The sequence below is a fragment of the Mycobacterium sp. AZCC_0083 genome, assembly GCF_014202335.1.
Classification (GTDB): domain Bacteria; phylum Actinomycetota; class Actinomycetes; order Mycobacteriales; family Mycobacteriaceae; genus Mycobacterium.
This window is the reverse complement of sequence record NZ_JACHGP010000007.1, coordinates 291,784-314,120: the sequence shown is the minus strand read 5'-3', so window position 1 is coordinate 314,120 and position 22,337 is coordinate 291,784. Positions and strand designations below refer to the sequence as shown.

Annotated in this window: 23 protein-coding genes; 16 read left to right on the top strand and 7 right to left on the bottom strand. The window is 66.3% G+C overall.

The window, feature by feature from the left end:
- Positions 1-63: 63 nt before the first annotated feature.
- From HNP02_RS19325 to HNP02_RS19310, 4 genes are read right to left on the bottom strand one after another with little or no spacing between them, the layout of a single operon-like run.
- Positions 64-954, bottom strand: a complete 891-nt coding sequence (locus tag HNP02_RS19325) for an SDR family oxidoreductase (protein ID WP_184441418.1) — start codon at positions 952-954, stop codon at positions 64-66.
- Positions 951-1,877, bottom strand: a complete 927-nt coding sequence (locus HNP02_RS19320) for an alpha/beta hydrolase (RefSeq protein ID WP_184441416.1) — start codon at positions 1,875-1,877, stop codon at positions 951-953. Before HNP02_RS19320 ends, HNP02_RS19325 begins: the two co-directional genes overlap by 4 nt.
- 59 nt (positions 1,878-1,936) lie before the next feature.
- Positions 1,937-3,007 (bottom strand): SDR family oxidoreductase, encoded by a 1,071-nt coding sequence (locus HNP02_RS19315; protein ID WP_184441414.1) that lies wholly within the window; start codon positions 3,005-3,007, stop codon positions 1,937-1,939.
- Positions 3,008-3,055: 48 nt separating this feature from the next.
- The gene (locus tag HNP02_RS19310) at positions 3,056-4,036 is read right to left on the bottom strand and encodes an SDR family NAD(P)-dependent oxidoreductase (RefSeq protein WP_221317746.1); all 981 of its coding nucleotides are present in this window, start codon (positions 4,034-4,036) and stop codon (positions 3,056-3,058) included.
- A gap of 22 nt (positions 4,037-4,058) precedes the next feature.
- On the opposite strand from HNP02_RS19310, the gene HNP02_RS19305 reads away from it, so the two are divergent.
- The 11 genes from HNP02_RS19305 to holA all read left to right on the top strand — a co-directional run bounded on the left by HNP02_RS19305 (position 4,059) and on the right by holA (position 15,304).
- Positions 4,059-4,961 carry a LysR family transcriptional regulator gene (locus HNP02_RS19305; protein WP_221317745.1) on the top strand — a complete coding sequence of 301 codons (903 nt, stop codon included), beginning with the start codon at positions 4,059-4,061 and terminating at the stop codon, positions 4,959-4,961.
- A gap of 426 nt (positions 4,962-5,387) precedes the next feature.
- A complete protein-coding gene (locus tag HNP02_RS19300; RefSeq protein WP_184441408.1) occupies positions 5,388-5,915 on the top strand; it encodes a hypothetical protein in 528 nt (175 codons plus the stop codon).
- Between the two features lie 517 nt (positions 5,916-6,432).
- On the top strand, positions 6,433-6,597 hold the full coding sequence (locus HNP02_RS19295; RefSeq protein WP_184441406.1) for a hypothetical protein: 165 nt from the start codon (positions 6,433-6,435) through the stop codon (positions 6,595-6,597).
- Positions 6,582-8,285 (top strand): hypothetical protein, encoded by a 1,704-nt coding sequence (locus tag HNP02_RS19290; protein WP_184441404.1) that lies wholly within the window; start codon positions 6,582-6,584, stop codon positions 8,283-8,285. The genes HNP02_RS19295 and HNP02_RS19290 overlap by 16 nt, the downstream gene beginning before the upstream one ends.
- Positions 8,285-9,463: a hypothetical protein gene (locus HNP02_RS19285; protein WP_184441402.1), complete on the top strand. Its 1,179-nt coding sequence runs from the start codon at positions 8,285-8,287 to the stop codon at positions 9,461-9,463. Before HNP02_RS19290 ends, HNP02_RS19285 begins: the two co-directional genes overlap by 1 nt.
- A gap of 61 nt (positions 9,464-9,524) precedes the next feature.
- Complete coding sequence (locus HNP02_RS19280) at positions 9,525-10,556, top strand: acetamidase/formamidase family protein (RefSeq protein ID WP_184441400.1); 1,032 nt, start codon at positions 9,525-9,527, stop codon at positions 10,554-10,556.
- Entirely contained in the window at positions 10,553-10,981 is a 429-nt protein-coding gene (locus tag HNP02_RS19275) for a RidA family protein (RefSeq protein WP_184441398.1), read from the top strand. The genes HNP02_RS19280 and HNP02_RS19275 overlap by 4 nt, the downstream gene beginning before the upstream one ends.
- Positions 10,982-11,059: 78 nt before the next feature.
- Positions 11,060-11,887, top strand: a complete 828-nt coding sequence (locus tag HNP02_RS19270) for a slipin family protein (RefSeq protein WP_184441729.1) — start codon at positions 11,060-11,062, stop codon at positions 11,885-11,887.
- A 94-nt stretch (positions 11,888-11,981) separates the two neighbouring features.
- Complete coding sequence (locus HNP02_RS19265; RefSeq protein WP_184441396.1) at positions 11,982-12,791, top strand: ComEA family DNA-binding protein; 810 nt, start codon at positions 11,982-11,984, stop codon at positions 12,789-12,791.
- Positions 12,788-14,338: a ComEC/Rec2 family competence protein gene (locus HNP02_RS19260; RefSeq protein ID WP_309241627.1), complete on the top strand. Its 1,551-nt coding sequence runs from the start codon at positions 12,788-12,790 to the stop codon at positions 14,336-14,338. Before HNP02_RS19265 ends, HNP02_RS19260 begins: the two co-directional genes overlap by 4 nt.
- 21 nt (positions 14,339-14,359) lie before the next feature.
- Positions 14,360-15,304 (top strand): DNA polymerase III subunit delta, encoded by a 945-nt coding sequence (gene holA, locus HNP02_RS19255; protein ID WP_184441726.1) that lies wholly within the window; start codon positions 14,360-14,362, stop codon positions 15,302-15,304.
- Positions 15,305-15,332: 28 nt separating this feature from the next.
- Here the strand turns inward: holA and rpsT are convergent, their stop codons facing one another.
- Positions 15,333-15,593, bottom strand: a complete 261-nt coding sequence (rpsT, locus tag HNP02_RS19250) for a 30S ribosomal protein S20 (RefSeq protein WP_184441394.1) — start codon at positions 15,591-15,593, stop codon at positions 15,333-15,335.
- A gap of 151 nt (positions 15,594-15,744) precedes the next feature.
- Here rpsT and HNP02_RS19245 point away from each other — a divergent pair, with 151 nt between their 5' ends.
- The 3 genes from HNP02_RS19245 to HNP02_RS19235 are packed head-to-tail and all read left to right on the top strand — an operon-like array spanning position 15,745 to position 19,282.
- Positions 15,745-17,418, top strand: coding sequence for a circularly permuted type 2 ATP-grasp protein (locus tag HNP02_RS19245; RefSeq protein ID WP_184441392.1), 1,674 nt, complete (start codon positions 15,745-15,747; stop codon positions 17,416-17,418).
- Between the two features lie 45 nt (positions 17,419-17,463).
- Positions 17,464-18,441 carry an alpha-E domain-containing protein gene (locus HNP02_RS19240; RefSeq protein ID WP_184441390.1) on the top strand — a complete coding sequence of 326 codons (978 nt, stop codon included), beginning with the start codon at positions 17,464-17,466 and terminating at the stop codon, positions 18,439-18,441.
- A 1-nt stretch (position 18,442) separates the two neighbouring features.
- Positions 18,443-19,282: a transglutaminase family protein gene (locus tag HNP02_RS19235; protein ID WP_184441388.1), complete on the top strand. Its 840-nt coding sequence runs from the start codon at positions 18,443-18,445 to the stop codon at positions 19,280-19,282.
- Here HNP02_RS19235 and HNP02_RS19230 read toward each other — a convergent pair.
- Positions 19,266-19,769, bottom strand: coding sequence for a MarR family winged helix-turn-helix transcriptional regulator (locus HNP02_RS19230; RefSeq protein WP_309241626.1), 504 nt, complete (start codon positions 19,767-19,769; stop codon positions 19,266-19,268). The genes HNP02_RS19235 and HNP02_RS19230 overlap by 17 nt on opposite strands.
- 87 nt (positions 19,770-19,856) lie before the next feature.
- On the opposite strand from HNP02_RS19230, the gene HNP02_RS19225 reads away from it, so the two are divergent.
- Both HNP02_RS19225 and HNP02_RS19220 read left to right on the top strand, forming a co-directional pair.
- Entirely contained in the window at positions 19,857-20,579 is a 723-nt protein-coding gene (locus HNP02_RS19225) for a hypothetical protein (protein ID WP_184441384.1), read from the top strand.
- A 2-nt stretch (positions 20,580-20,581) separates the two neighbouring features.
- Positions 20,582-21,454: a TIGR03560 family F420-dependent LLM class oxidoreductase gene (locus HNP02_RS19220; protein ID WP_184441382.1), complete on the top strand. Its 873-nt coding sequence runs from the start codon at positions 20,582-20,584 to the stop codon at positions 21,452-21,454.
- On the opposite strand, the gene HNP02_RS19215 is transcribed toward HNP02_RS19220, so the two are convergent.
- A complete protein-coding gene (locus HNP02_RS19215; protein WP_184441380.1) occupies positions 21,444-22,292 on the bottom strand; it encodes a ribonuclease Z in 849 nt (282 codons plus the stop codon). The two genes, HNP02_RS19220 and HNP02_RS19215, sit on opposite strands and share 11 nt — an antisense overlap.
- Positions 22,293-22,337 lie beyond the last annotated feature (45 nt).

The window sequence follows — 22,337 nt, the reverse complement described above, 5'->3', positions numbered from 1 at the left end:
GAGTCCGTGTGCACGCAACGAAGTCAGATGGTCAGGATCCTCGGGGAGGGCGGGAGCGAGTGTTCAAGGCTGGTGCACCGCTGAATCGGGTCTGCCTCCACGCGGTGTGTCCTGGGCTGCTAGCCGCGTGTTGTATGCGGTGCGCGCCGGTTGATCGACATCGGTCAACACGCTGTCAGCTCGCAGGAGATGCGCTACTGCATCTCGCCAGCTGCGCGGCAGCACTGACATTGCGTTATTGATGGCGCCGGCATATCCAGGCACGTACACATCTGCGCCCCGCCCGCGCAGCACCGCACGAACGATGGCTTCGCCCACGACGGTCGGGTCGACGGGGCGCACGCCGCGCGCCGAGCCGAGCCCGTCGGCCATCTCGGTGGCGATGATTGCCGGTATGACGACGGAGACGGCGATGTCGCTGCCACGAAGCTCGCCGCGTAGCGATTCGCTCAGCCCGACGACGGCATGTTTGGTGGCGGAGTATGTTGCACCGCCCGGCGCGGCCATCTTGCCGGCCACCGAGGCCACGTTGACGATGTGGCCGCGGCCACTGGGACGCATCCGGGCGAGGGCGAGCTTGGAGCCAGTCAGCACGCCGCCCAGGTTGACGGCGACCTGGATGTCGGTGGAGGCGTCGCTCTCATCGGCGAACAGTCCCACATGCTGAATGCCAGCGTTGTTCACCATGACGTCCAGCGGACCCAGTCGGTGCTCTACCTCGTTGAGAAACGAGTCGAAGCTGGCCCGATCGGTGACGTCGAGCGCAAGGCCGATCGCTTCCTTGCCGATCCGCGCTGCGGCGACACGATTAACTCCTGTATCGAGGTCGCCGATCGCCACCACGGCACCTCGTCGTGCGAATGCCTGGGCCGTGGCCAACCCGATCCCGCGGACGCCTCCGGTGATCGCGACGACTTTCCCGTACAGGTCTAGGTTCGTGGTGCGCGCGCTCATGTTGCGAGTCCGGCGTGCCTGCAGAGGAATTCAACCTCCAGACGAAGCACTTCATCAAAGGCCACACCGCCTTCGTACACGTCGTAGTGGCCGCCCTTGCTGCGGTGCAGTTCGGCGTGCGCAGCCCGCTGGGCCACGCGCAGAGCCGGTGCCACCGGAGCTTGCGTGTCGGTTTCGGCGACGATGAGCAGAATCGGTATGCGAATGGACGCGGCGCGGCGAACGGGCCGGTGCATCGGGATGCTCAGCAGTGAACGCGCGGCCAGGCGGTTGTTCCAGTCCACCGATTCCCGTGGCGTTACCATCTTTTCGCCGAACAGGGCATCCGGGGTGTCGGCGACGCCCCACTGTCCTGGTGCCACGCTGACGGGCAGGTAGATCGGGGCTCGCCCGAACAGCGAACCGATCCGATCCGCCACCGCGACCGCCATGAGGCGAATCGATCGACTGGGCCGAACCAGCGTGGCCCCCGCGAGACCGTCGACGAGTGGGCACTGGGCGACGGCGCCCGCGAGTCGCGAGTCCGACGCGGCGAGCGCGGTGACGTGCATGCCGGCGAACGACGTGCCCCACGCGAAGATCCGTTGCGCGTCGATCGTGGGATGCGCTGCTGCCCAACCGATTGCGTCGCTGTAGTCTTGGCGCTGGCGCGGGACGTTGAGTTCATCACGCGGCTGCCCGCTTGAGCCGCCCCATTGCCGATAGTCGATCGCCATCACGGCGAAGCCTTCACGGCAAAACCGTTCCGCGAACGGCGACAATCCGCCGGCCTTCACTGCACCCAGGCCGTGTCCCATGACGACCGCTGGGTGGGGGCCTTGCCCCGCGGGCTCGTAGAACCACGCCTCCAGCTCCTCGCCGGAGGGCGTCGGGATGCGCACGGTCGTGCGGGTTAGCGGAGTGTTGTCATTCGGGTTGGTCATGATCGGTCTTCCTGACTTTCATCGTTGAACCGGTGCGCTGGCGGTGGAGTCGACATGTCTTACTGGACGGTGAGAGTGCTCGGGATGATGCGGTTGCGCTGGAGGTCGGCGAACAGCTCGGCGAACATGCGGTCCGTCTCGATGAATGGGGTGAAGCCGTACCGTCGTGCCTTCAGTGTCGAGCGCGCTATGTCCCAGTCCGAGCCGAAGATGGCGTCCGCGAAGCCCCACGAGACGATGTCGGAATATGGGTATGGCTGCAGGTTGTGCTTGGCGACGATGCGATCCCACACCGGGCCCTTGTCGGCCATGAATTCCGTCAGCGAGATGTGTCGCGGTTCCGCGTCGGGGAGACCGAACATGGCCGCGAAGTTCGGCCAAATGTTGCACCAGCGGAAGTAGTCGCCGTTGGTGATGTTGAACGCTTCTCCCGCTGCTGAAGGCTCGGTTGCTGCCCACTGTGCCGCCTGGGCGAGGATGCGCGCGTCAGTCACTTCGTAGAGAGCCGTCCACGCGCCTGGCTTGCCGGGGAACGAAAATGGGACACCCAGTTCACCGCAGATCGCCGCGTACACAGCGATCGCCATGGTCAAGTTCATCGGGTTACCCACGGCGAACCCGCAGACCGCCTCGGGGCGAAGGGCTGACCACGCGAAGTCACCGCGCACAGCGGCTTCTTCAAGCCAATCCTGTTGGTCGTAGTAGAAGTTCGGCGGCATGTGCCGCGGGTCGTCTTCGAGCGCCGGCGTGCGGATCGGCCCGAGGTGGCAGCCGTACCACTTCCCACCCTCCATCAGGTTGACGTGTTCCAGGCGCGAGGATGCCGAGCGCAGCGCCTGCACGGCGTTGACGAGGAGGGTGAGATTCGCATCGACCTCGAGGGTGCGGGTGGGCATGGGCTGATAAGCCGCGTAGAAGACGTGTGTCGTGTCTGTGAGTTCTGCCAGCACAGCAGTCGCGCTGTTCTCTTCGCGCAAGTCGACCGACAGGAAACGGGCCGTCGTGTCGAAATCGGGATCCCGTCGCGACAGCGCGATCACATCCCAGCTCGGGTCACTGGTCAGGTGATCGATCAGCGAGCGCCCGATCACTCCCAGCCCACCGACGACCACTGCGTGTCGATCAGACATTCCAAACCTCCATAGTTGTCAGTCGTTGGGTCACACAAGCCACAGTCGCTAGGCGGCGGCGACGATGCCACCGTCGACGGTGTAGTCAGCGCCGGTAACGTGTTTGGACACGTCCGAGGCGAGGAAGGCGATCACCCGAGCAACGTCGTGGGGGTCACCGAGGGTCTGCAGTGGCAGTTTTCGAACGTCCTTGGCGAAATGATCGATCGCCGCCTCTTTGTCGAGGCCGTATTCGGTGGCCAGCGAGTCGGCGAAGCCACCCGGTCGATCCCACGCGGGTGTTCGCGTCGGGCCCGGTGAGACACAGTTGGAACGGACTCCAGCAGGACCGAATTCGATGCTGAGCGCCTTTGACATCATCAATATCGCAGCCTTGGAGACGCTGTAGTCGACGAAGAAACGGTCCGGGGCGCGTCCCACGTCTGAGGCCACGGACACTATGGCGCCGCGCCCTTGTTCGACCATGTGCGGCAGCGCTGCGCGACAGGCTCGCACGGCTGAATAGAAGTTGAGATTCATCAGCTCATTCCATTCCGCGTCCGAGACGGCCAGGAAACTCTCGCGGAACGGGAACGCGCCCACGTTGTTCACCAGCACGTCCACTCGGCCGAACGCTCTCATCGTCTCGGAAACCGCGAAATCTGGGCCGTCGGGCGTGGAGAGATCGACCCTTAGTGCAGTCACGTCGTCCGAGAGCTCGCCGGCGGCCGACGGATCGACGTCCACGGCAACCACCGTCGCGCCTTCGGCGAGGAATATCTGGGCCGTGGCCAAACCGATCCCCGACCCCGCCCCGGTAATTACGACAACGCGGTCAGTCAAGTGAAAATCCATCGAGGTCTCCTTACTGAAGCCATCAAGTACGTCAGGTGAATCTGGCCGATAAGAGGTGATGCGCTGTGAAACACGTGATCCAGCAGAGCAGTTCGCACTCCGACACTCACACACCGTGGGAGGGGGTCGCAGCCATGCCACTACCTTCGCCGCCCCACCGATATATTGCAAAGACGAAAACATCCGATTCTCCATAGCCAAACGTTATGTTGATGTGGTGAACCTTCTGCAGCTTCGGTACTTCGTCTCCATCGCCGAGGAGGGTTCGTTCACCCGTGCCGCGCAGCGACTACTCGTGGCTCAGCCCTCGCTCTCGCAACACGTGAAGAGCCTCGAACACGAACTCGGTGGGGCGTTGTTGGAGCGCCTCCCCAAGGGCGTTCGGCTCACCTCGGCAGGCAAGGAGTTTCTGCCCGAGGCCCGCTCTGCTGTCACCCATGCCGATCGCGCAAAGCGCAATGCGCGCAGCGTGTTCGGACTCGAAGGCGGCGAACTCGAAGTCGCCACCGTGACGTCGGTAGCCTTCGGAGTGCTACCACCGGCCTTCGAACTGTGGCACGCCAACCATCCGTCGACCAGGATTGCTCTGCGCGAGTTCACCCACCGTCAGGCACTCGACGACGCGGTACGAGCGGGTGTCGGCGACATAGCGGTCGGACCTCGCCCGCCGCACTGGAAGGGCCCGCTGGTCGCTCTGGGATGGGAGGAGTTCGTCGTCGTCTTGCCTCGGTCGGACCCGCTGGCGAAGAGCAAGCGGGCGATATCGCTGGAGGAACTCGCAGACCGCGATTGGGTTCTCTACGGGCCCGACCACGGATTGACCCACCTCATTCAGACGGCCTGTGCACGGGTTGGCTTCATTCCCCGCAGCGTTGCTCAAACAGGACAAGTAGCCGCGGCCGCCCATCTCGCCGCCTGCAGTCTGGGTGTGACGATCGTTCCCAGCAACGTCCTACCGCCCGGCCTCGACGCCGGTGTACGAAGACTGAAGTCACCACTGGTTCGTCAACTCGTCGCCTTTACCCGCCGGAGCTGGTCGCCGCTAGCAGAAACATTCCTGCAAGCACTCGTGGTCCTGCCCTGGGACCAACGGCCCCACGGGGCGACTGTCGTGGACTGACTGACTCGGGTCCATCCCGCGGAGACTGCGGCCCTCTCCTGACGGCGCGAACACACTCACCAAGTGGAAGATCGAAACGCTGACGAACAACTGCCTCGCTCAACCTCAGTCGTCAGAAGACAGTTATCGAGGGCGCCCTTGTGCGTGAGGGATCAGGCGGCGTGTTCGAAAAGTGGAAATGGCTCGCCGACATGCATAATCATGTGTTACGCGAGTGGCGGAAACTTTCAACAGTTCAGAATCGATGCTGAACAACAACGTCACTCGTTTCGGCCGTTCTTATCGACCCATTGAGCCATATGCCCGATTGCCTGCGTTCGTGGAATGCGACGAAGCAACCGAAGTTGCCAGCCGGCCCGACCCGCCTTGCAGCGGCGAAGAGGGTGCTCGACGGACTTGTCGCTCATCCGTGCGAAAGTCTCCGGTATGCACCTCTCAGACTTCTCGAGCCTTGCGAAGGAATCTCGCGACAGCACCGGCGGCTTCTCGCAATTTCGCAGTAACCCGCACTCAGTTGCCCTCGGGTGGCCTGACGACGTTCTAGAGCAGTGGCTGTACGACCACTCAGACAACGGCTCCTTCCTCGAAGATTACGGAAGCCTCGATCTGACGCGGCTCCGCTGGGATGTCGAGGTTATTACCGTTGAAGGGCTCTTGACGTTGCCTACCGGTTCCTCGGATGCGGGTTGTATCGAGGACTTCGCCGCTGACCCCGACCACTGGGTGCGTGTACGCCGCGAGGGCGTCCATATGGGCGTGTCTCAATGCTGGGAGATTCATGGAACCTGGAAACGATGGCCGATCTTGATCGACAGGCAGACTCTGAAGCCAACAGACCATGGCCTGCAAGTCATCGAAGGCAGAACGAGGGTTGGTGTGCTCAAGGGCCGATATCGTCTTGGACGCCGCGTCGCAGACCATCACCTGGCTTGGGTTGGGCGGCGAGCGACGTAATGGGCACATCGTCGGCGTTCCGGAATCCGTTGCGTTGCAGGATCGGCCGGTCGAACGCGAAGCGGCACTGCCGCACTACGTGACTCACATGTGCTGTCACAGTGACGCAATGACGGCCAGGCGATTCCCGGCAATGCCGAGTCTCAAAGTTGTCTTCGGGGGGTCTGCTCCTTCGCAGATTGGACACGAACGTGAGACAAATCCCGGTGGACACGACGTGAGACACCGCGCGTCGCCGCACTTCAACGATGTGCGATTGGACACGCAGTATGAGAAGTCACACCCCACATCGGCTCGCGTGATCCGCGGCGTGGCGGCCGGATGGACTGAATACGACAGGCGACCAAGGGGAACAGGGCTCTTGGTCGCCGGTACATCGTTTCCCCTTTCGACACGACCGCGTCATTCAAACTCGATGCCGAACGCCGTCGACCAGTCGTAGAATTACCCCGCTCGGGGGGTACGGAACGCCGCACTCATTGATTTGCATGCAGTCCTTTCCAACGGGGGTTGGCCCATGGCTGGTGTTCTCAAGACCGTTGCTGCCGCCAAATCGCAGGACTGCCATCCCGTCCTGGATGGCTACGCCAGAGGCGTCGAGTCCATGATCCACCGCGATGCCCGGCTGACGGTGCTCGTTGCAACGACATTCTGGAAGGACTTCCCATGGGGTATGCGCTAGCCGAGATCGACCTGATGATCCAGGACGAGAAGTTCGGCGCGACAGGCGAAAAGCTTGTCGAACAGAAGAAACTGAAACTCGACGACGACGAACACGACCGCTTCCTCGACGGACCGACGTGTCGACGGATTGCCATCGTCGACTTCGAGCCGGCGACGGGTGCCCCGCTTGACGCTCCGGCGACCTTCACCCCATTCACGGCATCCTCGCCGACGCGGGGGCGCTTCAAGACGGAAGGGATGAAGCGTGACTCCCCAGAGTTCCTCGCCGTCAACGCATTCGGCACCGTGTTCGAAACGGTACAGATGTTCGAAGAGTCGGGGGCGTTGGGTCGGCCGGTCACCTGGGCCTTCGAGGGGGAGCAACTTCTCGTCGTCCCGCGAGCAGGTGAATGGGCGAATGCGTTCTACGACCGTTCCACCCGCAGTCTGCAGTTCTTCTGGTTCGAATCGGGTGAGGGCAGGGTGTACACGGCGCTCAGCCGCGACATCGTCGCCCACGAATGCGGGCACGCTCTGCTCGATGCGGTGATTCCGTCGCTGCACGATGCGTCGGGGGCGGAGTCGCTCGCGATTCACGAAGGTGTCGCCGACCTCGTCGCGGTCTTGATGGCGTTGCGAAGCGCGGGGCTTCGCCAGAAAGTGCTGGAACAGAACGGCAATTCGATCTCGAATGCCACTGCGTTCAGCTCGATCGCCGAGCAGTTCGGGATCGCACGGCCCAGTCCCGATGACCCACATCCGCACGCGTTGCGCGACCTCCTCAACGACAACACCATGACATCGGTCAGCGGGACCGATCCGCATCAACTCAGCACCGTGCTGTCGGCGATCTTCTACGAGACGCTGGTCGACATCTTCGAGCGAGGGAAGTCGCTGTGGTCCACGCCGGCCCCCGCTGACAAACCGATGAACGTCGATCACGCCGCGAACCGCTCGCTGGGCATCGCCGCAGACATCTTTCGGCGCCTGCTCCTTCGCGGCATCGACTACATGCCGCCCGGCGAGCTGACCTTCGGCGACGTCGGGCGTGCCACCTTGGCGGCAGACAATGCGACCGACCCCGACGGCACCAGCGAAGGCAAGACCGAAGTGCGGCAACGGCTTGCGCAGCGATTCGTCGATCGTGGCGTGGTCTCGGCGGTGACGGACCTTGCGCTGATCGCGCCTCAGGAGCTGAACATCGCGCCTGCGGATCTGGCCGACATCCGCGACAGCGACTGGGCGGCCTACGCCTACGTCGAGAAGCACCGCGCGGCGTTCGGCATCGCCGAAGGGGTGTCCTTCAAGGTGCTGCCGCGGGTAGACGCGACCAAGAAGATCGGTGGTGGCGACAATACCCAGCGCGAACTGATACTCAAGGTCACCTGGGACTCGGTCGAGGCCAATGGATCCCCTGCGGTCCCGGCAGCCAAACGACGAGTACGGACGGGTGCCACGCTGGCGGTCCGATGGGACGACGGGAGGGTTCTCGCGCTCGTCGGCAGCGACGTGATGAGGGCCGAACAACGCGAAGGGCGGGATCGTTTCCTGACCGCCTTGCTCTCCGGCTCCCGGGTCGCGGTCGTCCAAGAGGGCGATGCCGCCCCGCAGTCGCGCCCGTCATCGCGCGTCGAGGTGCGCATCATGGGCGACGTCGCTCGGATCACAGGCACTGAACGGCTCCTACACATCGAGGAGATGAACTGATGGCAGATCTCATCATCCGTGCGTACAACGTGCTGTTCGGCGACGCGATCCTGATTTCGATCCCCGATCGACAGCACAACGGCACCGAAGTCGTCCGGCACATCCTGATCGACGTCGGCAACCTGCTCGCCAGCAAGGACGACGTCTTCATCCCGGTCGTCAAGGACATCGCCGACCGCACCGGCGGCGAGGTTGACCTCTACGTCATGACGCACGAGCACCTCGATCACGTTCAAGGATTGCTCACGGCGAAGAACAATGACGTCGATCTCGCGGCCAAGTACGCGTGGCTGACCGGCTCGGCCGCCGAGGATTACTACGAAACACACGAGAACGCCAAGAAGAAGAAGAACGATTTCGCCGAGACCTACAAGGGTCTCGTCGAACAGCATTCCGCCGCGAGCGATCCCTGGCTCACGATGATGATCCAGAACAACAGTGCGTTGCTGCCCGAGGGCGCGCTCGGCCTGCGCACTGCCGACTACGTCGACCACGTTCGCACCGTCGCGCCCGCAGCGAAGACGCACTACGTCGACCGCACCACGTCTCTGGCGGGCAAGCATCCGTTCAAGGAGGCGAAACTGCGCATCCTGGCCCCCGAGGAGGACACCTCCGACTACTACGGGCGACGGAGTCAGCCCAGACTCGGCGCGGCCGCCGGGGAAGGGATAGCGGTCGGGGCCGGCCGGCAGGCGGCGGCAGCCGAAGCCCAGTGGCAGCCACCGGTCGGTGTGCAAGCCGGCGCGTTCTACGACCTGGTCCAGTCGCGAAACCACGTGAACAGGCAGGCGATCATGGAGATCGACGCGGCAGCGAACAACACCAGCGTCGTTCTCGAGATCTCCTGGCGCGGCTGGAAACTGCTGTTCCCCGGCGACGCCGAGGAACGGAGCTGGGAGACGATGCGCGACCAGGAACTGCTGAAGCCGGTGCACTTCGTCAAGATTGCGCATCACGGCAGCGTCAACGGGACGGTTGCCGAGATCCTCGACGTCGTGTTCCCCGAGGACGAGCCCGACGGGAAGCCGCGACGCGCACTGGTATCGACTCACGACCACGACTGGAAGAGTGTCCCGGACCCCGACACCCTCAAGCTGTACCCCAAGCGCGGGTGCGAGGTCTTGGACACTCGAGACGTCGCGGAGGGAGAAGCCGTCGAGATCGTGTTCGAGGGCTGAGGCGAATCGCTCGGCACCCGCTCAACAGGAAGGGAGACCGTCGCGCTGGCATGATCGCCGGATGCAGCACGACCTTCCCGCCACTCCGTCCACGGTGCACTGGGGTTACTTCGACCCGCGACTGGAGCCCGCACTCGTCGTCGCATCGGGAGATCTGGTCGCCATCGAGACGCTGACCCACCACGCCGGTGACGCCCCCGACCTGCTCATGGACCCGCGAATCGCCGACGTCTTCGCATCGGTGACCGACCGCGGGCCTGGCCCGCATCTGCTCACCGGACCAATCGCCGTCGAGGGTGCCCGGCCCGGCGACGTGCTGCAGGTCGACATCCTGTCCGCCACGCCGCGGCTGCCCTACGGGTCGAATCTGGCCGGACACTGGGGACACCTGTACGACGAGCTGCCCACCGAGCGGGTGACGGTCTACGAACTCGACGCCGACGCCCTTCTGGGCCGGGCGCTGTTCGGCTACGACTGGACCGCAACGCCTTTGGCCGATCAACCGGGCACCATCGTCGTACCGAATGCCGCGGCGCGCGAACCCGCGCTGTCCGGTGTCGTCGTCCCGTTGCGCCCGCACTTCGGGACCATGGGCGTCGCGCCTGCCGCTCCCGAGCGGGTGTCGTCGGTGCCACCCGGTGACCACGGCGGCAACGTGGACAACTGGCGCATCGGAGCGGGCGGGCGCATGTTCTACCCTGTGCAGGTGCCCGGGGCGCTGCTGTCGGTGGGCGACCCGCACGTCTCGCAGGGCGACGGCGAGATCAGCGGGACCGCGCTGGAGTCGTCACTGAACGGATTGCTGCGCTTGACCATTCGACGTGATCTACCCTTCACCGTGCCCGTGCTGGAGACCTCGACCGAACTGTTGGTGCACGGCTTCGGCGACACCCTGGATGCGGCGATGAAGGCCGCGGCGTTGCGCACGCTCGACGTGCTCGTGCTCGTCTTCGGCCTGACCCGCAGGGACGCCTACTCGTTCATGTCGGTGGCCGTCGACTTCACCGTCACCCAGGTCGTCGACCAACGCCAGGGCGTGCACGGCCGCATCGACAAGCGGTGCTTCCCGCGCTGGCCGGGCGTCGCGGCATGACCGGCATCCGTGCCTTCAGCTTCACGCCTGCGGACGGCGTGCCGCCGGGCGTGGCGCCGTTCTCCCACGCCACCGCCGCCGGGCAGACCTTGCACGTCACCGGTCAGATGCCGACCGATACGACCGGGACCGTGGTGGGTGCCGACGTCGCGACCCAGACCGATCAGGTGCTTCGCAACCTGCTGCGCGTGACCGAACTCTGCGGCGGGGGGCTGGCCGACGTCGTCTCGGTGCGCGCCTACCTCATCGACTGGGACGACTACGCCGCCTTCAACGCCGCCTACGCGGTCTGGTTTCCCGAACGGTTGCCGTCGCGCACCTGCGTTGGGGTCACCGGGCTGGCGGTCGGCGCACTGGTCGAGATCGACTGGGTGTGTTGGCGAGACGATGGCTGGAACGGCTCGCCGGTGCCACAATCGATGTAGGCCCGCGGGCCCTCCAGACGGCTGCCGCGGGGTAGTCCCTCGAGGAGGAACACCGTGAGCATTCTCTACACACTCGCAATGGCAGGCGCCGCAAGCCTTGGCGTGATTTGGCTTGGGCTGGCCAACATCCGCGTGGTCAAGCAATTCGAACGGGGCGTCGTCTTCCGATTCGGACGAGTCCAATCCGGCGTCCGTGGGCCGGGACTGACGATGCTGATCCCGTTCGCCGATCGCCTGCAGAAGGTGAACCTGCAGATCATCACGCTCCCGGTGCCCGCACAGGACGGCATTACCCGCGACAACGTGACCGTCCGGGTGGACGCCGTCATCTACTTCAACGTCTCGGATCCGGTGCGGGCGGCCGTCGACGTACAGGACTACATGTCCGCCATCGGCCAGGTCGCGCAGACGTCGCTGCGGTCGATCATTGGCAAGAGCAATCTGGACGACTTGCTGTCCAACCGCGAGCACCTCAACCAGGGCCTGGAACTGATGATCGACAGCCCCGCGCTGGGCTGGGGTGTGCAGATCGACCGCGTCGAGATCAAGGACGTGGTGCTGCCCGATTCGATGAAGCGGTCGATAGCGCGCCAGGCCGAGGCAGAGCGTGAACGACGGGCCAGGGTCATCACCGCCGAGGGCGAACTGCAGGCGTCCGAAAAGCTGGCTCAGGCGGCCGAAATCATGGCAGAACACCCGGCGGCTCTGCAACTACGGCTCCTGGAAACCGTCGTCGAGGTCGCGGCGGAGAAGAACTCCACCTTGGTGCTTCCCTTCCCCGTCGAGCTGCTCCGGTTCCTGGAGCGAGCAACGCCTTCCAGCGACGCGCCATCAACGCCGGACGGCAAGACCCTGCAACTGAACCCACCACGGGTTCCCGACGACGCTCGCGGCCTGCAGCTCTGACCCGCCATCCACAGATCGTCGTTCATCCACAACCGAGCACCTAGGTCCGTCCGACCCGGCGATCCCGTCCGTCGCCGCGCCTACCGTCGCGGCCATGCGAACCGAACTGCCCGCCGACCGGGCGCAGCGTCGCCTGGCATCGGAACCCACCGAAGCCGAACGGTCCGAGGAGGAGGAACCCGATAGGTCACTGTCGCGGTGGCTGCCCGACGCGCCGGCGACGGGCGGCCCGGGCTGGGTGGCGGCGATCCGGGCGGACCCCGGCCGCGCAGGCGTCATCGCGCTGGTCGCGGTCGGCGCGATCGCGGTGCTGGTCACGGTGTTCACGTTGGTGCGCGACGACCCACCGCCGGTGGTCTCGGCGAAACTCCCTCCCGTGCAGATGGTTTCGTCGACCAGCCCGCCGGCGGGCAGCCCAGCAGCTGAGCCCGGCGGGCCGGTCGTCGTCAGCGTGGTCGGTCTCGTCCATCGGCCAGGACTGGTCACGCTGGACTCGGGTGCACGCATCGCCGACGCACTGACCGCGGCCGGAGGGACACTCGACGGCGCGGACCTGATCGGGCTGAACATGGCCCGCCGAGTGTCCGACGGTGAGCAGATCGTCGTCGGCATCACCTCACCGCCCGGTGCACCCACGGCGATGGGAAGTTCGATCACGGCGCCACCGGGACAGGCGGCAGGACCCGCAGGCACATCAGGTCCCGAGCCGCCGGATGTGGTGAACCTCAACACCGCAACGCTGGAAGACCTCGACGCGTTGCCGGGCGTCGGGCCGGTCACCGCAGCGGCGATCGTCGGGTGGCGCGACGCCAACGGCCGGTTCACCAGCGTCGAGCAACTCGGCGAGGTCGACGGCATCGGTCCCGCGCGGCTGGAGAAGCTGCGTGACCTGGTCCATGTGTGAGCACGCCCGATGCCCGCGCGGTCGGCCACGACCTGCGCCTGGTTCCCGCCGCGTTGACGAGCTGGGGCGCGACGGCGGCGGGCATCCTCTGGGGTGGTGCCGCTTCACTGTGGGCCATGGCGGCGGCGGTGGCCGTCACGTTTCTGGTGACGCGATGGTGGCGCGGAAGGCAACCGGATTCGGCGGTCTGGCCCGGGGTTCTCGCGGTGGCAGTCGTCGGGATCGCGTTCTCGATCTCGGTGACGTTGCGCGTGCAGGATGCGGCGCGGCATCCGGTAGCGGGGCAGGTCGGCGCGACGCTCTCGGTGGTGGTCGTCGCGGCGGAGTCGCCCCGCACGGTGGCTGGGGGCCGGGTGATGTTCCGCGGCAACCTGACCGCCGTCGACGACCGGCCGCTGTCCGGTCGCGTCGTGGTGTTCGCGTCGGGCATCGGATACGGCCAGCTGACCGCGGGCCGCCCTGCCGCCTTCCGTGCCCGAGTCGGCCCGCCAACCCGGCGAGACCTCACCGTCGCGGTGCTGACGGCGACGGGGGAGCCGACGCTCGGCCGGGCGAGTCTCGTCCAACGGATCGCCGCGCGGGTGCGCACCGACTTCGCCGACGCGGCGCGGTCAGCGCTGCCCGCCGACCAGGCCGCGATGCTGCCCGCGCTGGTGTTGGGCGATACGTCGACCTTGACCGGACCGACGGTCGACGAGTTCCGGGCTGCTGGTCTAACTCATCTCACCGCCGTGTCTGGCGCCAACGTCACCATCGTCTGCGGCGCAGTCCTGTTGACGGCGGCGGTGGTCGGCCCGCGTGTCGCGGTAGGCATGGCCGCGCTGGCGCTGGCCGCGTTCGTCGTGGTGGTGCAACCGTCGGCGAGCGTGCTGCGTGCGGCAGTGATGGGCGCGATCACGCTGCTGGCGATCGTCGCGCACCGTCGACGACAGGCGATTCCTGCGCTGTCGACCACCGTGCTGATCTTGATGGTCGGCGCGCCCCAACTGGCCGTCGACATCGGCTTCGCGCTGTCGGCGTCGGCCACCGCAGCGCTGGTCGTGATCGCACCCGTGTGGTCGCGACGGCTCATCGACCGGGGCTGGCCCAAACCCCTTGCCGACGCGGTCAGCGTCGCCGTCGCCGCCCAACTCGTCACGGCGCCGCTCGTCGCGGGGATGTCGGGAACCGTCAGCCTGGTATCGATTGCGGCGAACCTCGCGGTGGCGGTCGTCATCGCGCCCATCACCGTGATCGGTACTGGCGCGGCAGCGGTGTCGACCGTATGGCCGGCGGCTGCTCAATTCTTGGTCCGCTTCACCGGGCCCGAATTGTGGTGGCTGCTTCGGGTGGCGAGGTGGGCGTCGGCAGTGCCTGGCGCCGTCGTGCCCGTCCCGTCCGGCCCCGCGGGTGCGTTCTGCGTGGCGGCGGTGGGACTCGGCTCCGTCGTCGTGTGGCGGTGGCGGTGGGGGCGCGTCGGCGTGGCGTCGGCAGCGGTGTGCCTGATCGCGTGGGCGGTGGCCGGCGCCGGTGTCAGCCCGGGAACGGGCGCTGTCGGCGCGACGTGACACGATCTCAGCGTGAGCCAACTGCACCTCGTACTGGGTGACGAAGAACTGCTCGTAGAACGGTCCGTTGGCGACGTGCTGCGATCCGCGCGCGAGGCGGCGGGCACCGTGGACGTCCCCGTCGATCGACTACGTGCCGGCGAGGTGAGCACCAGCGAGCTGGCCGAGTTGCTGAGCCCGTCACTGTTCGCCGACGAGCGCGTCGTGGTGTTGGAGTCGGCGGCCGAGGCAGGCAAGGACGCGGTGGCACTCATCGCCGCCGCTGCGGCGGATCTGCCGCCGGGCACCATGCTCGTCGTCGTGCACTCCGGCGGCGGGCGCGCCAAGGCGCTGGCCGATCAGCTCAAGAAGCTCGGCGCCGAGGTGCATCCGTGCGCCAAGATCACCAAGCCAACGGAGCGTGCTGAGTTCGTCCGCAGGGAGTTCCGCGAGCTGAGGGTCAAGGTCAGCGACGACGTGGTCACCGCGGTGCTGGACGCCGTGGGCTCCGACCTGCGCGAGCTTGCCGCGGCGTGCTCGCAGCTGGTTGCCGACACCGGCGGTCACGTCGATCCCGTTGCGGTGCGCCGCTATCACAGCGGGAAGGCCGAGGTGAAGGGTTACGAGATCGCCGAGAAGGCGGTCACGGGTGACGTGGCAGGCGCGGCCGAAGCCCTGCGCTGGGCGATGATGAGCGGCGAACCGCAGGTGGTGCTGGCCGACGCGCTCGCCGAGGCCGTGCACGCGATCGCCAGAATCGGGCCGCTGTCGGGTGATCCGTACAAGCTGGCGGGTGAACTCGGCATGCCGCCGTGGCGCGTGCAGAAGGCACAGAAACAGTCCCGCCGCTGGTCACGCGATTCGGTGGCCGAGGCGATGCGGTTGGTCGCGGCGCTCAACGGCGACGTCAAGGGCGTGGCGGCGAATGCCGACTACGCACTCGAGACGGCGGTGCGCCGGGTGGCGGAACTGGCAGCCAAGGGCTGAGGCGAGCGCCCGATCGAGGGCAGCTCGATCAGAGCTTGTTGAGGGCCAGCGAGAGAGCGGACTTCTTGTTGGCCGCCTGGTTCTTGTGAATGACGCCCTTGCTGGCGGCCTGGTCGAGCTTGCGGTTGGTGGCAACCAGCAACTCGGCGGCCTTGTCCTTCTCGCCGGCGTCGATGGCTTCACGGAGGCCGCGGACAGCCGTGCGAAGTTCGGACTTCACCGACTGGTTGCGCAGACGAGCGCGCTCGTTGGTGCGGATGCGCTTTTCCTGCGACTTGATGTTGGCCACGCGTTGATTCCTTCTAAATGTCAGCTTGGGTTGGCATGGGTGTTCATGCGGGCGCCCGGTGTCGGGCAGCGAGGGTTCAGGTTACCAGCGCGTGCCCCAATTACCCAAAGCGATTGCCAGTGGCCTGCCGAAACGGCGCTGGTGAGGCAGCATGTCACAGGTGAGCCTTCGAACCGTTCCCACAGCCAGTGCGCGGTCGTCGCGCAAATCCCCGTCCTCGACGAAGCGCTACGAGGGGATCTTCGACGGTTACAACAGCGTCGGCGGTTATTCGCAGGCCTTTGACGAGATGTTCGACGCCGATGGCAACGTGCGCGGCCCGTACAAGGGCATCTTCGCCGAGCTTGCCCCGTCCGATGCCTCCGAGCTCGCGGCGCGTTCCGACGCGCTCGGCCGCGCCTTCATCGACCAGGGGATCACCTTCTCTCTGTCGGGTCAGGAGCGCCCGTTCCCGCTGGACCTGGTGCCAAGGGTGATCTCTGCCGCCGAGTGGTCGCGGCTCGAGCGCGGCATCACCCAGAGGGTCAAGGCGCTGGAGATGTACCTCGACGACGTCTACGGCGAGCAGGAGATCCTGCGCGACGGCGTGATCCCACGCCGCCTGGTGACGTCCTGCGAGCACTTCCACCGCGAGGCCGCCGGCATCGTGCCGCCCAACGGCGTGCGGATCCACGTCGCAGGGATCGACCTGGTGCGCGACGCGCAGGGAACGTTCCGCGTCCTCGAGGACAACCTGCGCTCCCCGTCAGGGGTGTCCTACGTGATGGAGAACCGGCGCTCCATGGCCCGCGTCTTTCCGAACCTCTTCGCCACGCACCGGGTGCGCGCGGTCGGTGACTACTCGTCGCATCTGCTGCAGGCGCTGCGCAAGGCCGCTGCCTCCAACGAGGCCGACCCGACGGTCGTCGTCCTCACCCCAGGCGTCTACAACTCGGCCTACTTCGAGCACTCCCTGTTGGCCCGGCAGATGGGCGTCGAACTCGTCGAGGGCCGCGACCTGTTCTGCAGGGACAACACCGTCTACATGAGGACCACCAACGGCGAACGCCAGGTCGACGTCATCTACCGGCGCATCGACGACGAATATCTCGACCCCATGCACTTCAAACCGGACTCGGTCCTCGGGGTGGCGGGGGTGCTGAACGCCGCCCGCGCGGGCAACGTCGTGATCTCCAGCGCGGTCGGAAACGGAGTCGGCGACGACAAGCTGGTCTACACCTACGTGCCGACGATCATCGAGTACTACCTCGGCGAGAAACCGCTGCTGGCCAACGTCGACACCTACCGCTGCTGGCTCGAGGCGGAGCGCGAGGAGGTGCTCGACCGCGTCGACGAGCTCGTCATCAAACCGGTCGAAGGCTCCGGCGGCTACGGCATCGTGTTCGGCCCGGATGCCTCGGAGAAGGAGCTGGCCACCATCTGCAAGAAGATCCGCAGCGACCCGCGCGGCTGGATCGCCCAACCCGTCGTGCAGCTCTCGACGGTGCCAACGCAGATCGACGACGAGCTGGCCCCTCGGCACGTCGACCTCCGGCCGTTCTGTGTCAACGACGGCGACGACGTGTGGGTGCTGCCGGGTGGGTTGACCCGCGTCGCGCTGCCCGAGGGCTCGCTGGTGGTCAACTCCAGCCAGGGCGGCGGCTCGAAGGACACCTGGGTGCTCGCCTCGCGGGCGTCGGTGGCCGATCGCGAGCTGGCTGCCGCCGAGGTGGTCAGGGCATTGCCGAAGTCCACCAACGGAACCAAGTCCGAGAAGGGCCCCGACGCGTCGCAGCAACAGCAACAGTCGCAATCGGGGCAGCAACAACAGCAACAACAGCAATAGGGGAGATGGACTTGCGATGAGCGCTTGCGCGAAGAGGAGACAATGATGCTGGCACGCAACGCGGAATCGCTGTACTGGATCGGGCGCTACGTCGAGCGGGCCGACGACACGGCCCGCATCCTCGACGTCACCGTGCACCAACTGCTGGAGGACTCCAGCGTCGACCCCGACCAGGCGTCAAGAACGCTGCTGAAGGTGCTCGGCATCGAGCCGCCAAAGGTGGCGCTCGACCTGTGGTCGCTGACCGACCTCGTCGCGTTCAGCCACGACACCCAGGGCGGCTGCTCGATCGTCGAATCCATCGCCGGGGCCCGTGAAAACGCCCGCGGCGCACGCGAAGTCACGTCGACCGAGATCTGGGAGTGCCTCAACACCACCTACAACGCGCTCGCCGAGCGGGAACGTGCCGCGAAGCGACTTGGCCCGCACGAGTTCCTGTCGTACGTCGAGGGTCGCGCCGCGATGTTCGCCGGGCTGGCCGATTCCACGTTGTCCCGCGACGACGGGTACCGCTTCATGGTGCTCGGCCGGGCGATCGAACGCGTCGACATGACCGTGCGGCTCCTGCTCTCGCGCGTCGGCGATAGCGCCTCGTCGCCGGCGTGGGTGACGGTGTTGCGCTCGGCGGGTGCGCACGACACCTACCTGCGCACGTACCGCGGCGTGCTCGACGCCGTACGTGTCGTCGAGTTCATGCTGCTCGACCGGCTGTTCCCGCGCTCGGTGATGTACTCGCTGCGGCTGGCCGAGCACAGTCTCGAGGAATTGCACAACGGCGCGCACAATCGGATCGGAGCCACCGACGAGGCGCAACGCCTGCTGGGTCGCGCCCGCAGTGAGTTGGAGTTCCTGCGGCCAGGGGTGTTGTTGGAGTCTCTGGAGGAGCGCCTCGGCGGGCTGCAGATGACCTGCGCCGAAGTCGGAGAGGCGTTGGCGCTGGAGTACTTTCACTCCGCCCCGTGGGTGGCATGGACGGACGCCGGCCGCAATGGATCGCTGGTCATCGAAGAGGGCGAGGTCTGATATGTGGCGGTTACGTGTCGTGCACTCGACCGGCTATGCGTACAAGTCACCGGTGACGGCGTCCTACAACGAGGCGCGGCTGACCCCACGCTCGGACTCCCGGCAGAACGTGATCCTCAACCGCGTCGAAACCGTGCCAGCCACCCGGTCCTACCGGTACGTCGACTACTGGGGCACCGCGGTGACGGCGTTCGACTTGCATGCCCCGCACACCGAACTGGAGGTCACCGCGTCGTCGGTGGTGGAGACCGACAAGGGTGAGCTGCCCGCCGACAGGGTCTCCTGGGAGGACCTGAAGTCAGAGGCCGTGCTCGACCGCTTCGACGAATACCTGACGGCGACGAAGTACACCCCGGACAGCCGGCGCATCGCCAGGGTCGGGCAACGCATCGCCAAGTATCACGATCCGCAAGAGGCGGTGGTGGAGGCCGCGAACTGGGTGCACACCGAGCTCGACTACGTGCCTGGCACCACCGGTGTGCACTCGTCGGGATTGGACGCTCACCGGGAGGGCAAGGGCGTCTGCCAGGACTTCGCCCATCTGACGTTGATTCTGTTGCGCAGCATGGGGATTCCGTCCCGATACGTGTCCGGTTACCTGCATCCCACGCGCAAGGCAGCGGTCGGCGACACGATCGATGGCCAGAGCCACGCCTGGGTACAGGCGTGGACGGGTGGGTGGTGGCACTTCGACCCCACCAACGACAAGGAGATCAACGAGCAGTACATCAGCGTGGGCGTCGGCCGCGACTACTCCGACGTCACACCGCTGAAGGGGATCTACTCAGGCGCGGGTTCCACCGACCTCGACGTCGTCGTGGAGATCACCCGGCTGGCTTAGATCGCACGTTGGCGCGGCCGAGGGTTCGATAACCCGGGTGGACGTGCGGGGTCAGGCCCCGTTGCTGCGCCAGAGTCGCGAGGAGCTCGCGCAGCGTTCCACGTTGCTGTTCGTCGAGCCCCGCGGTCATGCGGCCTTCGTGTTGGCGGGCAAGCGTTGAGATCTTCTGCATCAACCGTTTTCCGGATGCCGTGAGGTACAGCGCATGGAGGCGTCGGTCATCGGGGTTACGTCGACGTTCGACGTAGCCGCGGGCCTCCAGCTCGTCGACGTGTGCCACCACACGGCTCGGCAACACGCCGAGTCGACCGCTCAGCGCCTGCTGGCTGCGCCCGGGTTCGGACGCGATGGTGCGAAGTATCCCGGCGTGCGGCGCGGATAGGTCGATCGTCGCCATCTGCTCGGCGAACTGGGTCGCGGCGTCGTGTCCCAGCTGAGTGAGCAGGAAGGCGATCCCGTCGCCGTGGTCGTCGTTGGTAGCTGACACCCGACGATCATACATCCGGCGAATCGTTCGAATGCGAAATCATCTTCACCCTTGCGTCGGCGGCCGTAGCGTCATATCGTTCGTCACATGAACGATTCACTCACAGATCGAAATGAGGTCTCCGGCCGGCCACGACAGGGTGGACCGCCGCTGGCCGTGCTGGCCGGGATTTCTCTGGGGCTCTTGGTGGTCGGACTTGGCGTCAGCGCAGCCATGGGCGGCGTGATGCCGCTGCCGTACGGCTCCGACACGGCGATACAGGGCTACTTCCATGGCAATTCAGCTGCGGTGCAAGTCGGAGCCATCGGGGTGTTCGCGTCCTCCGTACCGCTAGCCATCTACGCCGCCACGGCCAGTGCAAGACTGCGCCAACTGGGCATTACCGCGCCCGGCGCCACGATCGCGCTCGCGGGTGGCATCTTGGCCGCCGGTGGGCTGGGGCTTTCGGGACTACTGGCCTGGACACTGTCGCGACCCGAAGTCAGCGCCGACCCTGCGCTCGTTCGTGCGGTGTACTACCTGGTGTTCCTTACCGGCGGCGCCGGACACGTCGTCGCGCTCGGACTGCTGATCGCGGGTATCGCGGTACCCAGCCTGATCCTCGGCCTCCTCCCCAGGCCGGTCGCCTGGACCGGCCTGGCCATCGCCGTCGTCGCCGAGCTGACCACGGTGGTGCTCATCTGGCCTCCGCTTGCCGTGCTGCTGCCGGTCGCCCGCTTCTCCGGATTGATCTGGCTGATCGTGGCCGGTGCACTGCTGCCGCTGCGCCGCAGACGCCGGAACGAGACCGTCCACGCCGCGGAGGCGTGACCATGAGGCTCAGCGTCAGCGTCACCAACTACTCGTGGCCGCACCGCGAAATCCGGGCCCAACTCGCGGCACTCGCCGACACGCTGGACGACTCCGCGGTCGACACCCTGTGGGTTGCCGATCACCTCCTGCAGGCCGATCCGTCCAGTCGCCTCGACGAACCGATGCTGGAGGCTTACACCGCGTTGGGCTTCCTGGCCGCCCGCACGTCGCGGCTACGGCTGGGCACCATGGTCACCGCCGCGACATTCCGCGCCGCCGCTCTGCTGATCAAGGCGGTCACGACGTTGGACGTGCTGACCGATGGCCGGGCCTGGCTGGGCATCGGCGCAGGGTACAACGCCGACGAGGCCCGTGCGATGGGCTTGTTCATGCCCGCAACGGCCGAACGGTTCGCCCGGTTGACCGAACTGCTCCGGTTGGCTCAGCAGATGTGGAGTGGCGACGACGGTCCGTTCCGGGGCAACTATCTGGAACTGGAGCACCCCGTCGGCAGTCCCCGACCCGTCGCATCACCTCGGCCGCCCGTGTTGATCGGTGGCACGGGCGAGCGGCGCACGCTGCGCCTGGTCGCCGAGTACGGCGACGCCTGCAATCTGTTCGACGTTCCCGACGGCGGCCAGACCATCCGGCGCCAACTCGAGGTGTTGGCGCGGCATTGTGCAGACTTCGGCCGGCCGGTCGACGAGGTGGAACGGACTGTCAGCACCGCACTCGAACCCGGTGAGACAGTCGACGAATTCGCACGCCGCTGCATCACTTTGGGCGATCTCGGGATAACGCATACGGTCGTCATCGTGCGCGGCAGGCCGTGGACTCCCGAAGCCCTCGCCACGGTGACGGACGCGGCCGCACGCCTGGCCGCTACCGGTTGATGCACACCCCGGGGTGTACCTCGACGCGATGTAGGTCGTCGCCCAGCTCGATCTGGCGGGGGAACACCGAGGCGGCCAGCGCGCGCCAGTCGTCCTCCTGTCCGGGAGCCAGCGGCGGGACGTAGTGGGTGAGGATCAGCGTGCCCACCCCGGCCCGCGTCGCAGTGCCTGCGGCTTCCTCGACTGAGGAGTGGTAGTCGAGGATGTCATTCAGCCGCTGTTGCGGCACTTGCGCGATGAGGTCCTTGCGGATCACGGTGTGAACCAGCGCTCCCGCCCCAGCGGCGAGTGCGTCGAGGCTTTCGCACGGCACTGAATCACCGGCGAGCACGACCGACGCCCCGCCGTACTCGATGCGGAAGCCGATGGTGGGCTCCACGGGTCGGTGATCGGTTGGGGCAACCCGGATCTGGACACCGGATGAGTTCCACACGGGGCCCCCAGTGTACTCGTGCACCTCGATGGCGGGCGGTTCGGTGATATCCGCGTGATGGGCGATCCGGTAGCTGATGTCCGGTGCCAGCGCCTCCAGCGTGGCCGCGACCACGGCGGCCGTGCCTGGCGGCCCGATGATCGGCAGCGGCGTGCGCACGAACGTCGTCACCCACCGCGTCGTGATGACGTCGCCGAGGTCGGTGATGTGGTCACTGTGCAGGTGCGTCAGCAGCAGCGCCGAGAGACCTGCGGCCCCGACGCCGACGGCCGCGGCCCGTTGCAGCACGCCCCGGCCACAGTCGACCAGGAAGATCTGCTCGCCGGCGCGCACCAGCGTCGACGGCCCTGCGCGATTCGCGTCGACCATGGGACTGCCGGTGCCGAGCAGGGTGACTTCGATCATGACGTCATACCTAACCCGTTCGGAACGGAGCGGGGGCTGGAACGG